We start from the raw sequence: 14422 nt of genomic DNA, 5'->3' as shown, positions 1-14422 counted from the left end.
AGCAGGGCCACAATGACCATCCACCTCGAAACCCAATCTGATCTCGAAGAGGCCGTCCAGGCGCTGATCAAACGCGATCCGCGCCTCAAGCCCGTGCTGGAGATCGCCGGTATGCCCGCCTTGCGACGGCGTGAGCCGGGCTTTGCCGGGCTCGCGCACATCGTCTGCGGGCAACAGCTTTCCACCGCGAGCGCCGCAGCGATCTGGGGACGGCTGTCCGCCGCCTTCGATCCGTTCGACCATGACGCGGTGGGCCGCGCGCGCGCCGACCGGCTGGGACGGCTCGGCCTGTCCGCCGCCAAGATCAAGACGCTGAAACATCTCTCGCGCGAGATCACCGCGCAGCGGCTGAACCTCGACGTGCTCGCGGAGGAGGACGCCGACGCGGCGCATCACACGTTGATCTCGCTGCCCGGCATCGGCCCTTGGACCGCCGACGTCTACCTGCTGTTCTGCCTCGGCCATGGCGATGCCTGGCCGGCCGGCGACCTCGCCGTGCAGGAAGGCATCCGCATCGGGCTCGGCCTGAAGGCGCGGCCGACGGAGAAGCAGATGGCGCCGCTCGCCGAACCCTGGCGTCCCCTGCGCGGTGCAGCGGCACATCTGTGGTGGAGCTATTATCGCGCAGTCAAGAAACGCGAAGGCGTCATCGCCGGCGAGGCGAACACCGTTTTAAACAATGTTGCTGTTGCAAAGCGCGCAGTGGTGAAAGACAAGATGCCGGCACGGAAAAAGCCGGGACCCTCACCATGACATCGACCGATTTCGTCGTCGCGCGCGACGATCTCGAGCAGTGCAAACTGATCGAGACCGCAATTCCAGACGCCGCCGCGCTGCCGGCGGATGCGCTTCTGGTGAAGGTCGAGCGCTTCGCCTTCACCGCCAACAACGTCACCTATGCGGTGATGGGCGAGGCGCTGAAATACTGGCAGATCTTTCCGGCACCACAGGGCTTCGGCAACATCCCGGTGTGGGGTTTTGGCGACGTGATTGCCTCCAGACATCCCGGCGTCGCCGTCGGCGAGCGGCTGTTCGGCTATTTCCCGATGGCGACGCATCTCGTCATCGAGGCCACCGACGTCAGCAAGCGCGCGCTTCGCGACGGCGCCGCGCATCGTCACCAAGTCTCGCCGGTCTACAATCTCTATTCCCGCGTCACCGGCGACCCCGCTTTCGCCGGACATCAGGGTGATCTTCAGGCGTTGCTGCGTCCGCTGTTCATGCTGTCGTTCCTGGTCGACGACTTCCTCGCCGAGAACGACGATTTTGGCGCGCGCAGCGTGCTGCTATCGAGCGCCTCGAGCAAGACTGCGTTCGGGCTCGCCCATCTCCTGCACACGCGTGGCCGCAAGGTGATCGGGCTGACCTCGGCGGGCAACAGCGGCTTCGTCGCGTCGCTCGGCTGCTATGACGAGGTCGTCAGCTATGATCGGGTGACGTCGCTGCCCTCCGACGCGCCGGTCGCGTTCGTCGATATGGCCGGCAACAGCGCGTTGCGGGCCGAGCTGCATCACCATTTTCGCGACCAGATGACCTGCTCGGTGCGTGTCGGATTGACGCATCGTGCCACCGACGCCGACGAAGGCGTATTGCCCGGCGCGAAGCCGCGCTGGTTCTTCGCGCCCGACCATATCCGCAAGCGCGCCAAGGAGTGGGGCCCGGGCGGCATCGAGCAGCGCTTTGGCGCGGCATGGACCGGCTTTGCGCCGCTGCTGGAAAGATGCCTGACGGTGGTCGAGAGCCGCGGGCCGGAAGCGGTGCAGCGCATTTATCTCGATACGCTGAAGGGGCGTATTCCGCCTGAGCAGGGCCACATGCTCTCGCTGCTCGGGTAAAGCGCTTTCGACGAGTGCTCATCCAGTATAGCGTTCGATCTCTACATTGGGGCATGACGGGTTCGGAGAACCGCTACGCGCTTTGCGCTACACGGCCCTCCGGGTCCGGATCATGCTCGTGAGGAAACACCGCGAAGACGGCCACGAGGTCGCGCATGCTGGATCGTACGACGGATATTGCTGCCTCCGCGCAAGCCTGGCTCGATGAATTCGAGCGCGCACTGGGCAAACCCGAGCCGGCTGCGCTCGATCGCCTCTTCCTTGCCGACAGCTTTTGGCGCGATGTGCTGGCGCTGAGCTGGAACCTGCAGACGCTTGCGGGACGCGATACGGTCGCGCGGGCACTGACCGCGCTCGCGCCCAAGGCGGCGCCGACCAGCTTCAAGATCGCGCCGAACCGCGCAGCACCGCGCCGGGTGACGCGCGCCGGGACCAACAACATCGAGGCGATCTTCACCTTCGAGACCGCGCTCGGGCGCGGCAGCGGTATCGTGCGGCTGGTGCCCGATACCACCGACGGCGACCGGTTGAAGGCGTGGACGCTGCTCACCACGCTCGACGAGCTCAAGGGGTTCGAGGAGCAGCTCGGCACATCGCGGCCGCGCGGTCAGGCCTATTCGCGCGATTTCCGTGGGCCGAACTGGCTCGACCTGCGCAATGTTTCACGCGACTACAGCGATCGCGACCCCGCCGTGCTGGTGGTCGGCGGCGGTCAGGCCGGACTTGCGATCGCGGCGCGGCTGAAGCAATTGCAGATCGACACGCTGATCGTCGATCGCGAGTCCCGGATCGGCGACAATTGGCGCAGGCGCTACCACGCGCTGACCCTGCACAACCAGGTGCAGGTCAATCACATGCCCTACATGCCGTTCCCGCCGAACTGGCCGACCTACATCCCCAAGGACAAGCTCGCCAACTGGTTCGAAGCCTATGTCGACGCCATGGAGCTGAACTTCTGGACCGGCACCGAGTTCGAGGGCGGCGCATACGACGAGGCGAAGGGGCAGTGGACGGTGACGCTGCGGCGCGCCGACGGCAGCACGCGGACCATGCACCCGCGCCACGTTGTGATGGGGACCGGCGTCAGCGGCATCGCGAATGTGCCTGATATTCCGACGCTCGGCAATTTCAGCGGCACGCTGGTCCATTCCAGCCGCTACGAGGACGGCGAGAACTGGACAGGCAAGCGCGCGATCGTGATCGGCACCGGCAACAGCGGTCACGACATCGCGCAGGACCTCCATTCCAGCGGCGCCGAGGTGACGCTGGTCCAGCGCTCGCCGACGCTCGTCACCAACATCGAACCATCGGCCCAGCTCGCCTATGCGACCTACAATGAAGGCACGCTCGAGGACAACGACCTGATCGCCGCCTCGATGCCGACGCCGCTTGCGAGGAAGACGCATGTGATGCTGACCGAGCAGTCGAAGCAGCTCGACAAGGAACTGCTCGACGGGCTCTCTCGCGTCGGCTTCAAGCTCGATTTCGGCGAAGCCGGCACTGGCTGGCAGTTCAAATATCTGACCCGCGGCGGCGGCTATTATTTCAACGTCGGCTGCTCGAATTTCATCGTCGAAGGCGCGATCAAGCTCAGGCAGTTCTCCGACATCGAGAGCTTCACGACCGAGGGCGCGCAGATGAAGGACGGCACGACGATCACCGCCGATCTCATCGTGCTCTCCACCGGCTACAAGCCGCAGGAATATCTTGTTCGGAAGTTGTTCGGCGATGCCATGGCCGACCGCGTCGGCCCGGTCTGGGGTTTCGGCGACGGTTTTGAGCTGCGCAACATGTATGCGCGCACCAAGCAACCCGGACTCTGGTTCATCGCCGGCAGCCTCGCGCAATGCCGGATCAACTCGAAATACCTCGCCCTGCAGATCAAGGCCATCGAGGAAGGGATCCTGGGACGGACGTAAACACACAATCGTCATTCCGGGGCGCGCGCAGCGCGAGCCCGGAATCCATGGAAACTCCGGGACACGCGGCCCAATGGATTCCGGGCTCGCGACTACGTCGCGCCCCGGAATGACAAGAGGAGAGACTGATGCCAGCCATTCTCGGCACCGGCGAACACCGCTACCGCGTCGTCGAAAACTTCGCCAAGCTGCCGGACGGCTGGCAACTCACCGACGTCGCCTCCGTCGCGGTCGACAGCAAGGACCAGGTCTACGTCTTCAACCGCGGTGCCCATCCGATGGTGGTGCTCGACCGCCACGGCAATTTCCTGCGGAGTTTTGGCGAAGGCCTGTTCTCGCGCGCGCATGGCCTGCACATCGACGCGGACGACAATCTCTACTGCACCGATGACGGCGACCACACCGTGCGCAAATGCACCACCGACGGCAAGGTGCTGCTGACGATCGGCATTCCCGAGAAGCCGTCCCCGTTCATGAGCGGTGATCCCTTTCACCGCTGCACCCATACCGCGCTGTCGCCGAAGGACGAGATCTACGTGTCCGACGGCTATGGCAATGCGCGCGTGCACAAGTTCACGCCCGACGGCAAGCTGCTCAAGAGCTGGGGCGAGCCCGGCACCGATCCCGGTCAGTTCAACATCGTGCACAATATTGCCACCGATGCCGATGGCTGGGTCTACGTTGCCGACCGCGAGAACCACCGCGTGCAGGTGTTCAATGGCGAGGGCAAATATGAGACGCAGTGGAACAACCTTCACCGCCCCTGCGCGCTGTGCTGCTGCGGTGGGGCTAAGAGCCCGACCTTCGTGATCGGCGAGCTCGGCCCCGGCATGGCCGTCAACCGCAAGGTGCCTAATCTCGGACCGCGGCTGTCCATCGTCGACGCGAAGGGCAAACGCATCGCGCGGCTTGGCGGCGAGGAAGGGCCCGGCGTTTCCAGCGGAAAGTTCCTGGCGCCGCACGGCATCGCCCTGGATTCGAAGGGCGACATCTATGTCGGCGAGGTCGGTGTCACCGACTGGAAGACGAGCTTTCCCGACGAGGAGATGCCGGCCGCGGTGCGCGCGACGCGGTGCTTGCAGAAGCTGGAGCGGGTGCGGGAGTAGCCAAGGCAGAGGCGCAACGCACCGCGGAAGGCGGTTCCGGCCAGCTGCATGGCCCTGCCCGGAATCGCGGCTTTTTGAGTGCCTTTGCCACCTCGCCGCCGCATTGCTTGCACCTGAATAAGTCGCTCAACGGGCTTCACAATCCCGTCACGCTGCATGTAGTATGTCAGTACATGCTGCTTCGCAGCGTATATTGGAGGCCGGGAGCGTTACTTGAACGCACATGTCTCGCAAGGCAGTTGGCCGGTGTTGGTGCTGAATGCGGACTTCCGGCCGCTGAGTTACTACCCACTGTCTCTGTGGTCGTGGCAGGACGCGATCAAGGCGGTGTTTCTCGACCGCGTCAACATCGTCGCGCATTACGACCAGGCCGTTCGAAGTCCGACGTTAGAGATGCAATTGCCGAGCGTCGTCTCGCTCAAATCCTTCGTCAAGCCGACCACCCATCCCGCCTTCACCCGTTTCAACGTCTTCCTCCGCGACCGCTTCAATTGCCAATATTGCGGCTCGCCCGAAGACCTCACCTTCGATCACATCATCCCGCGCAGCAAAGGCGGCCAGACCACTTGGGAGAACGTGGTCGCGGCGTGCTCGCCGTGTAATTTGCGCAAGGGCAATCTCACGCCGGCGCAAGCCAAGATGTTTCCGCGCCAGCACGCCTTCGCCCCAACCGTGCACCAGCTCCACCGCAACGGCCGCCTGTTTCCGCCGAACTATCTCCACGACAGCTGGCTGGACTATCTGTACTGGGATACGGAACTCGATCCGTAGGGGCATTTCGAGGGGCGCCTGTGCGTTCCCTCCGGCTCGTCCAATGGGCCAGCGCAACTGGGCCGTTTTGAGGGCCCTGAGCGGCGCATCGCGGGCCTCAGGAGACCGCGCGTCCTTTGCCCCAAATCCTGCCGCAGCCGTTACCCTCCCTTAAGCCTCTGGTGGCAGTTTGGCCGGACTCCGCGGACCTGCCGCACCAGGCCGTGGACTATCGGGTTCGGGGTCGTCGCTGATGTTTGCCGAAACGCTGGAAGCGGTCCAATTCTCGCCGTCGAGGCGGACGATCTACGTCCGCTTCGTGCTCGCGGCGCTCGCAGTGATGGTCCTGTTAAAAACCTTCAGGTTCGGCCGCTGGAGTGCCTGGCAAGTCCACGAACTCTCGGATTTCGATGCCTTCTACATCGTCGCGCGGCAGATCTGGCACGGTCAGCTTGATTTCGTCTACCGGTTCGAGACACTGGTCAAGCTTCAGCAGGCATTCACCGGTTCGACCAGCTTCATGCCTTGGACCTATCCTCCGCAATACGACCTGCTGGTGGCCCCGCTTGCGCTCGTGCCCGTTGGCGTCGCCTATCTGCTGTTCATAACCACAACGCTGGCTGCCTATCTTCTGACGCTTCGGGCCATCGCCGGCCAGAATTTCGCGCTAGTCCTGGTCGTGCTGTTTCCCGCACTCGCGATCACGGTCGGCTGCGGCCAGAACGGTTTCCTGACCGCCACCCTGATCGGCATCGTCTGCCTCAACGTGCAGCGGCGTCAGATCATCGCTGGTCTTGCGCTGGGCGCAATGGTGATCAAGCCGCATCTGGCCATCGCCGTCGGAGTCTACATGCTGGTGACGCGCCGTTGGACGGCGCTCGCGACCGCCGCGGCAGTCGTGCTCGCAAGCTCGCTTGTCTGCACGCTCCTGTTCGGCTGGCAGATCTGGACAGCCTGGCTTGGCGCGATCAGGGAATCGGCGATATTCCTGGAGCGTGGCTTCTATCCACTGTTCCGCATGGTCTCGACTTACGCTGCGCTCGGCCGGGCTGGCCTACCCTCGAGCGTTGCCTTCTGGATGCAGGCGGCTGCCGCGAGCCTCGCCTTGTTCGCGGTCGCGCTTGCGGTCTGGCTCGGAACCACGCGCAGGGTGTCGCCCGCATTCGCGCTCGGCGTCGCCTCCATGGTCTCGGTGATGATCAGCCCTTACGCCTATGATTACGACCTGCCGATCATCGGGATCGGCCTTGCGTTGATGCTTCCTGACCTCGCACAAGTGGCGAACTTGCGCGAGCGCAGTTTCGTCTACGGACTGATCCTGCTTGCCGGCGCCTACGGAATGCTACAATCGGCGCGGCTCGCAGCGCAGTTCGGCGATGAAGCGGATCTGACCGGGATGGACGACAAGTTCGCACCTTCCATCGGCGGCTTCGCGATGATGGCGCTGCTGGCTCTGTTGCTGCGGCTGCTGTGGCGAACAACGCAGCCTGCGCCCATCGTGCGGCAGGCCGCGGAATAACCTACGCCCGCTGCAACGCCAGCGTGACGCCACCGAGCGTGAGCGCCATCGCCGCCCATTCGCGATAGCCCAGCGGCTCACCCAGGATGATCGCGGCGGAGACCACGCCGATCACGGGGACGATCAGCATGCCGGTCGAAGCCGAGGTCGGCGGCAGGCGGCGCAGCGTCTCGAACCAGGTGACATAGCAGAGGCCCATCGGCACCAGCGTCATGTAGATGAAGCAGCCGAGCCCCAATGGCGTGATCGCCGTGTAGTGCGGATGCTCGAACAGCACGCCGAGGATCAGCATCGTGGCGCAGCCGAGCCCGACCTGCCATGCCATGCCACGACGACCAGCGGCGGCATCGGCAGCGGCTTGCGGTTGAGCACGTTGCCCAGCGCGAACAGGATCGCGCAAAGCAGCGCCAGGACAACGCCGAGCAGCTTGTCCGCGCCGAAAGCAAGACCGTTTCCGCTCAGGAGCAGCGCGACACCGGCGACGCCGAGGACGAGCCCGAAGACATCCCGCAGGGTCGGCCGCGTCTGCAGCACGGGCCAGGCGAACAACATGGCCCAGATCGGCATGGTGTAGGCAAGCAAGGCCCCCTCGCTCACGGTCACGTATTTCATCGCGACCGTGCCGAGGCCCATCCAGGCCAGGACGTTGGTGAGGGTCGCAAACAGCAGCCGCGGGATCGCCTCACGTGGAACGGCGAACGATTCTCCCCGACTCAACGCCAGCGCGCCGAGAATGAGCGAGGCGCAGACGCCGGCAAGCCCGCGCGCGAACAGAGGCGGCCATTGCTGGAGCAACAGCTTCATCAGCGGCCAGTTCAGCGCCCAGCCGAACGCCGTCACGCAGAGGCACAGAGAGCCGATCGTCCTGTCGCGCCGCGCGGAATCCATGGACAGCGCTTAGCAGGCTGGTGCTGCGCGCTCCACCTCCGCTGGCGCATGCAGGCCATCGCGCAGAACGGAACCGGAGCGGCCGGCGCTCGTTCAGATGGGGGCACAGGCAGCGACGCGTGCCGCAGCGCAACCGAGGGAGGCTCTTCATGCCCACAACCGAGACGGATCACGTCTACAAGATCCTGGAACTGGTCGGATCATCCGAGACCTCGATCGAGGATGCGATCAAGAACGCGGTCAGCCGTGCCGCCAAAACCGTTCGCGAGATGAAATGGTTCGAGGTGGTTCAGACGCGCGGCCACATCGAGAACGGCACCGTCCGTCACTATCAGGTGACGCTGCGCGTCGGCTTCACGCTGGAGGGATGACGCAGCGGACGCCGGGTGAAGTTGCCCCCTACGCCGGCGTGTTAACAACTACCCGGGAAAGTTGATCAAGATAGCGTCAACTTCCTCCGGTCGAATATGGACGCAAAAAATCGTCACAGAAGTTGCAACAGGCCGTTAAGGCCAAGGTGAGAGGTTTGCACCGATTTGGAGCAAACCCATGGTGACGAGCCGCGAACTCGGCAAGACGCGCCTTCCGCTCTGGGCGGCGGGTTTCGTCGTGCTGATTTGCGTCGCGATCCTCGGCTTGAGCGCCTGGCGCGAATGGGAAGCGCGCAACGCCGATCTCAGAAACGCCGAGGTCGACGTTGCAAACCTGGCGCATTCGCTGGTCCAGCACGCGGATGATACGTTCGAGCTCGCCGATACGATCCTGGTCGGGCTGGTCCATCGGCTCGAAATCGACGGAACGGGGCCGGACACGATTGCAAGGCTCCAGGTCTATCTGCCGACGCGCAAATCATCGGACCGCATCCGCGGCATCTTCGTCTATGACGCGACCGGCCGGTGGCTTGCGACGACCGAGCGTCTCGACTTCTCCAAGCTCAACAACAGCGACCGCGGCTATTTCCAGCGCCATCGCGACTCGCCGGAAACGGGCACGCTGATCGGACCGCCGGTCAAGAGCCGTGCCGGGGGCCAATGGATCATCACCGCGTCCCGCCGGATCAACGATCCCGACGGCGGCTTCGCGGGGGTTGCCCTGCTCACGATCGACGTCAGCTATTTCGTCAAGTTCTACGAACGGTTCGACATCGGACCGAACGGCTCGACATCGCTGCTCAGCGATAGCGGCATCATGCTGGCCCGCAGCCGCGACGAGAGCGGCGCCTTCGTCGGACGCGACCTGTCCAATGCGCCGTTGTTCAAGGGGTGGGAAAGCCGTCCCGCCGCGGCGGTCTACTATTTCAAATCGCCGCTCGATGGCGTGCAGCGGCTGAGCTACTACCAGCGCAGCAGCCGATATCCCCTGATGGTGCTGGCGAGCAAGTCGCAGGACGACGTTCTCGCGCCCTGGCGACGCGCGGCGGCCACGCGCATGATTTTCGTCCTCGGCCTCGTCCTGCTGATCGCGGTGATCGGCTTCTACCTCGTTCGCCAGTTGCTGCAGCGGCAACGCACGGCACAGGCCCTCGTCGCCAAGGAAGCCAATTTCCGTCTGCTGGCCGAGCAATCCAGCGACATGGTGACCCGCATCGGGCTGGATGACACCCTGCTCTACGTCTCTCCCGCCTGCGCGCGCATCACCGGCTGGTCCGCCGCGGAGCTGCTGGGCACGTCGGCCCTGGCCGGCATTCACCCCGACGACATGGAACGGGTCGGGCAGGCCATCGTCGCGTTGAAGCAGGGCGAAGCCGAGGAGGCACGGTTCGTCTATCGCCAACGTCATCGCGACAAGGGCGAGATCTGGGCCGAGGTGGCGCTGCACGTGACCGTGGCGCCGGATAGCGGTGCGATCGACGGCGTCGTCGCGGTCGTGCGCGACATGACCGAGCAGAAGGATCTTCAGGACAAGCTCGCTTCGCTGGCGACCACCGACGGCCTCACCGGCCTTGCCAACCGGCGCGCCTTCGACGAGCGCCTTGCCGACGAATGGGCGCGTGCTCGGCGCGACGGCACGCAACTCTCGCTGCTGCTGATCGATGTTGATCATTTCAAGAAATTCAACGACCACTACGGACATCTGGCGGGCGACGCCTGCCTGCGCGCGCTGGGCCGGATTCTATCCGCTCAGGCCAAGCGCCCGGCCGACCTCGCCGCGCGCTATGGCGGCGAGGAATTCGCCGTATTGTTGCCGAACACCGACGCGGATGGCTGCGCCGACGTCGGCGAGGGAATTCGCCAGGCGCTGCACGATCTCGCCATGCTGCATACGCAAAATCCGCCTTCCCGGCTGGTGACTGCGAGCGTCGGCGGCGCGGCGGCTCTTCCGTCCGAGACCACGATGGACTGTAGCACGCTGGTTGCCGCCGCCGATCGCGCGCTCTATGCCGCGAAGGACGGCGGCCGTGACCGGCTGGTGATGTCGGGACAGGTCATATCATGGCCCGCGAAGAGCGCGTGACGAGATCGACCGTTCATCAAGCGTCGCGCACGCTGCCTTAGCGGACATGATTGCAAGCGACATTCCAAATTCGCGCCCTTGCGGAGCACGGCCTGCTTCGCGGGTAAGTCGGCACTCCGCCGTCCTCGAGGTCAGGCGAGATGGCATGCCACGAAGTGCCCGCCCGCCCCTTCCCGCAACTCGGGCGCGCTCTCCGCGCAGCGCGGCTGGGCGATCGGGCAGCGGGTATGGAAGTGGCAGCCGGATGGCGGCTTCATCGGGCTCGGCACGTCGCCCTTGAGGCGGATGCGTTCGCGCTTGAGCTTGGGATCTGGCACCGGCACCGCCGACAGCAGCGCCCTGGTGTAGGGATGCTGCGGGTTGCGGTAGAGATCGCTCGCTTTCGCCAGCTCGACGATGCGGCCGAGATACATCACCGCAACGCGGTCGGAGATGTGCTCGACGACCGAGAGGTCGTGCGCGACGAACAGATAGGTGAGATTCAGCTCGGCCTGGAGATCTTCCAACAGGTTGATCACCTGCGCCTGGATCGACACGTCGAGCGCGGAGACCGGCTCGTCGCAGACGATCAGTTTCGGCTCGACCGCAAGCGCGCGCGCGATCACGATACGCTGACGCTGGCCGCCGGAGAATTCGTGCGGATAGCGCCGCATATGCTCGGCCTTGAGTCCGACCTTGACCAGGAGGCCCGCGACGCGCTCCTCGCGCTCCTTCGCGGAGGAGGCGAGATTGTGGATGGTGAAGGCCTCGCCGAGGATCGCACCGACCGTCATGCGCGGATTGAGCGAAGCGAACGGATCCTGGAACACCAGCTGCATGTTCCGCCGCATCGCCCGCAGATCGTTGCCGCCGAGCTTGCGCACGTCCTGGCCGTCAAAGCTGACCTCGCCGTCGGTCGGCTCGATCAGCCGCAGCACGCAGCGTCCCGTCGTCGACTTGCCGCAGCCGGATTCACCGACGAGGCCGAGGGTCTCGCCGCGATTGACCGAGAACGACACGCCGTCGACCGCATAGACGGTCCCGACCTGGCGCGACAGCAGGCCGCCGAGCACGGGGAAATGTTTCTTCAGGCCGCTGACGCGCAGCAACGGTTCACTCATGCCACGCCTCCCAGACTAGCATCTCCCAAGTGACAGGCCATGCGATGGCCGGGTGCGATCTCGCGCAGCAGTGGCTCCTTCTCGGCGCAGACGTTCATGGCAAACTTGCAGCGCGGCGCAAAGCGGCAGCCGACCGGCGGATTGATCAGGATCGGGACCGAGCCACCGATCGCCTCGAGCCGCGTCTTGTGCTCGCTGTCGAGGTCGATGCGCGGGATCGACCGGATCAACCCTTGCGTATAGGGATGGCGGGGATCGCCAAAGAGGTCGTCGACGAGCGCCTCCTCCACCACCTTGCCGGCATACATCACGACGACGCGTTGCGCGGTCTCGGCGACGACGCCCATCGCATGGGTGATCAGCATCACCGCCATGCCGAAGCGGTCCTTCATGTCCTGCAAGAGGTCGAGGATCTGCGCCTGGATGGTGACGTCGAGCGCGGTTGTCGGCTCGTCGGCGATGATCAGCTTGGGCTTGCAGGCGAGCGCCATCGCGATCATCACGCGCTGACGCATGCCGCCGGAGAACTGGTGCGGGTAGTTGTGCACGCGGCCTTCCGCATTCGGGATCTGCACCAGCTTCAGCATCTCGATGGTGCGATCGAGCGCCTGCTTCCTGGTCAAACCCTCGTGCCGGCGCAAGCTCTCGGCGATCTGCTCGCCGATGGTGAGCACCGGATTGAGCGAGGTCATCGGCTCCTGGAAGATGAAGCCGATCTCCTTGGCACGGATCTCGTCGAGCTGATTGCTCGCCAGCGGCACGAGATCGCGTCCCTCGAAGAAGATCTGGCCCGCCGCGATCCGGCCCGGCGGCATCGCGATCAGCTTCAGGATCGACATTGCGGTGACGGTCTTGCCGCAGCCGGACTCGCCGACGACGCAGAGTGTCTCGCCCTTGTTGATGGAGATGTCGACGCCGTCGACGGCCTGGAGGATGCCGTCGTCGGTGGAGAAGTGGGTTTTCAGGCCCTTGATCTCGAGCAGCGGCGCCATCAGATCACCCGTCGCGCATCGAGCGCGTCACGCAGACCATCGCCGATGAAGTTGATGGCGACCACCGCGATGAAGATCGCGCCGCCCGGAAACAGCGCCCAGTGCGGGCCGATGTCGAGAAAGTCCTTGGCGTCATAGAGCAGCCGGCCCCAGGTCGGGGTATCCGGCGGGAAGCCGAGGCCGAGGAAGGACAGCGTCGATTCCGCGATGATGGCCGCGGCGACGTCGATGGTGCCGGCAATGATCACCGGACCGACCGCATTGGGCAGAATGTGCCGCACCACCTGCCGCACCGGGCTCGCGCCGAGCGCGCGCGCGGCTTCGACGAACTCCTTTTCACGGATCGACAGGAACTGCGCACGCACAAGGCGCGCGACCGGCATCCAGCGCAGGCCCCCGATCACGAGCACGATCAGGATGAAGATGCCGCCCTCGGGTCCGAACATCTGCTTCAGCCCGTCGCGGAAGAGATAGATGAGCAGCAGCAGCAGCGGCAGTTGCGGCAGCGACAGGAAGAGGTCGGTGAGCCACATCAGGCCGTGGCCGAGCGCGCCGCGCGACATGCCGGCGAGCGCGCCGATCAGCGTTCCGATGAAGACCGAAACCAGCATGGCGGCGAGCCCGACCGCCAGCGAGATCCGTCCGCCGTAGATCATGCGCGCCAGGATGTCCTGGCCGAGATCGTCGGTGCCGAAGGGATGGTCGAGCGAGGGACCCTGCATGCCTGCGACGATGTCGATGTCATTGATCTTGATGCGCCAGACGAAGGGGCCGATCACCACCGCCAGCACCAGGATAAGCAGCAGGAAGGCGCTGACAACGGCGAGCTTGTGGCGGCTGTAGCGCCGCCACGTCTCGCGCCAGGGCGAGTAGACGCCCCGCTCAGCGGAGGGAGATGCGAGGGTCAAGCCAGCCATAAAGCACGTCCGCGATGAGATTGAACAGCACGACGAGGCACGCGAAGACGAAGGTGACGGCCATCACCACCGGCGTGTCGTTGGAAAGGATGGAGGAGATCAGCAGCGAGCCGATGCCGGGAATGCGGAAGATCTGCTCGGTGACGATGGCGCCGCCGAACACCGCGGGCATCTGCAACGCAATCAGCGTCACGACCGGGATCATGGCGTTGCGCATCACGTGCTTGATGATGACCTTGGCCTGGCCGAGGCCCTTGGCACGCGCCGTCGTGACGTAGTCGAGCCGGATCACGTCGAGCATCGCCGAGCGCACGAAGCGCGTCATCGACGCCGCCTGGAACAGGCCGAGCACCGCCACCGGCATGATGGCCTGCCTGATCATCTCCAGCACCCAGCGGATGCCGGTCGCCTTGATGTCGGTGGTATAGACGAAAGGCAGCCAGTCCAGCGTGACCGAGAAGATCAGGATGAACAGGATGCCGGTGAAGAAGGTCGGCAGCGAGAAACCGACGAAGGCAAGCGTATTCGCGATCTGGTCGAACAACGAATAGGGCTTGGTCGCGGCATAGACGCCGACGGGGATCGCGATCAGGAGCGCCAGGATCTGCGCCGAGCCGATCACGTAGAGCGTGGCCGGCAGGCGCTGGAGGATGAGCGTGTCGACGTCCATCCGGCTGACGAAGGAGAAGCCCCAGTCCCCGTGCAGCATGGCGTTGAGCCAGTGCAGGTAGCGGAGATAGATCGGATCGTCGAGGCCGAACTTGGCCCGAAGCGCGAGTGCGACTTCGGGCGGCACGTTCGGATTGGTCGCCAGTTCGCCAAACGGATCGCCGGGCGCGAGCGCGAGCACGACGAACAGCACCAGAGAGATTCCGAGCAGGCTCGGAATCGCGATCAGCAGGCGACGCAGGACGTATTGGCTCATGAGGGAAGGCCCCGTCT

12 protein-coding genes and 1 pseudogene are annotated in these 14422 nt (G+C 64.8%); 8 read left to right on the top strand and 5 right to left on the bottom strand.

Annotated elements, in window-relative coordinates:
* Positions 1-12 precede the first annotated feature (12 nt).
* From NLM27_RS36990 to NLM27_RS36965, 6 genes are all read left to right on the top strand, one after another.
* Positions 13-753 carry a DNA-3-methyladenine glycosylase gene (locus NLM27_RS36990; RefSeq protein WP_254147955.1) on the top strand — a complete coding sequence of 247 codons (741 nt, stop codon included), beginning with the start codon at positions 13-15 and terminating at the stop codon, positions 751-753.
* A complete protein-coding gene (locus NLM27_RS36985; RefSeq protein WP_254147954.1) occupies positions 750-1835 on the top strand; it encodes a DUF2855 family protein in 1086 nt (361 codons plus the stop codon). The genes NLM27_RS36990 and NLM27_RS36985 overlap by 4 nt, the downstream gene beginning before the upstream one ends.
* 155 nt (positions 1836-1990) lie before the next feature.
* On the top strand, positions 1991-3754 hold the full coding sequence (locus NLM27_RS36980; RefSeq protein WP_254147953.1) for an NAD(P)/FAD-dependent oxidoreductase: 1764 nt from the start codon (positions 1991-1993) through the stop codon (positions 3752-3754).
* Positions 3755-3882: 128 nt separating this feature from the next.
* Positions 3883-4860 carry a peptidyl-alpha-hydroxyglycine alpha-amidating lyase family protein gene (locus tag NLM27_RS36975; RefSeq protein WP_254147952.1) on the top strand — a complete coding sequence of 326 codons (978 nt, stop codon included), beginning with the start codon at positions 3883-3885 and terminating at the stop codon, positions 4858-4860.
* A gap of 213 nt (positions 4861-5073) precedes the next feature.
* Complete coding sequence (locus tag NLM27_RS36970; protein WP_025576763.1) at positions 5074-5631, top strand: HNH endonuclease; 558 nt, start codon at positions 5074-5076, stop codon at positions 5629-5631.
* 232 nt (positions 5632-5863) lie between these two features.
* Positions 5864-7129, top strand: a complete 1266-nt coding sequence (locus NLM27_RS36965) for a glycosyltransferase family 87 protein (protein WP_254147951.1) — start codon at positions 5864-5866, stop codon at positions 7127-7129.
* Between the two features lies 1 nt (position 7130).
* On the opposite strand, the pseudogene NLM27_RS36960 reads toward NLM27_RS36965, so the two are convergent.
* Positions 7131-8017, bottom strand: a pseudogene (locus NLM27_RS36960) (DMT family transporter).
* Between the two features lie 149 nt (positions 8018-8166).
* Here NLM27_RS36960 and NLM27_RS36955 point away from each other — a divergent pair.
* Positions 8167-8388 (top strand): dodecin, encoded by a 222-nt coding sequence (locus tag NLM27_RS36955; protein WP_254147950.1) that lies wholly within the window; start codon positions 8167-8169, stop codon positions 8386-8388.
* A gap of 178 nt (positions 8389-8566) precedes the next feature.
* The gene (locus NLM27_RS36950) at positions 8567-10471 is read left to right on the top strand and encodes a diguanylate cyclase domain-containing protein (protein ID WP_254147949.1); all 1905 of its coding nucleotides are present in this window, start codon (positions 8567-8569) and stop codon (positions 10469-10471) included.
* A gap of 131 nt (positions 10472-10602) precedes the next feature.
* Here the strand turns inward: NLM27_RS36950 and NLM27_RS36945 are convergent, their stop codons facing one another.
* The 4 genes from NLM27_RS36945 to NLM27_RS36930 are packed head-to-tail and all read right to left on the bottom strand — an operon-like array spanning position 10603 to position 14405.
* Positions 10603-11571 carry an ABC transporter ATP-binding protein gene (locus NLM27_RS36945; RefSeq protein WP_254147948.1) on the bottom strand — a complete coding sequence of 323 codons (969 nt, stop codon included), beginning with the start codon at positions 11569-11571 and terminating at the stop codon, positions 10603-10605.
* The gene (locus tag NLM27_RS36940) at positions 11568-12563 is read right to left on the bottom strand and encodes an ABC transporter ATP-binding protein (RefSeq protein WP_254147947.1); all 996 of its coding nucleotides are present in this window, start codon (positions 12561-12563) and stop codon (positions 11568-11570) included. The genes NLM27_RS36945 and NLM27_RS36940 overlap by 4 nt, the downstream gene beginning before the upstream one ends.
* On the bottom strand, positions 12563-13480 hold the full coding sequence (locus tag NLM27_RS36935; RefSeq protein ID WP_254147946.1) for an ABC transporter permease: 918 nt from the start codon (positions 13478-13480) through the stop codon (positions 12563-12565). Before NLM27_RS36935 ends, NLM27_RS36940 begins: the two co-directional genes overlap by 1 nt.
* On the bottom strand, positions 13446-14405 hold the full coding sequence (locus NLM27_RS36930; RefSeq protein WP_254147945.1) for an ABC transporter permease: 960 nt from the start codon (positions 14403-14405) through the stop codon (positions 13446-13448). The genes NLM27_RS36935 and NLM27_RS36930 overlap by 35 nt, the downstream gene beginning before the upstream one ends.
* Between the last annotated feature and the right edge of the window lie 17 nt (positions 14406-14422).

The sequence above is a fragment of the Bradyrhizobium sp. CCGB12 genome (genome assembly GCF_024199845.1).
In the GTDB taxonomy this organism is placed as follows: Bacteria; Pseudomonadota; Alphaproteobacteria; order Rhizobiales; family Xanthobacteraceae; genus Bradyrhizobium.
Note: the sequence above shows the minus strand (reverse complement) of the source record. Positions and strands in the feature narration are given on the sequence as shown.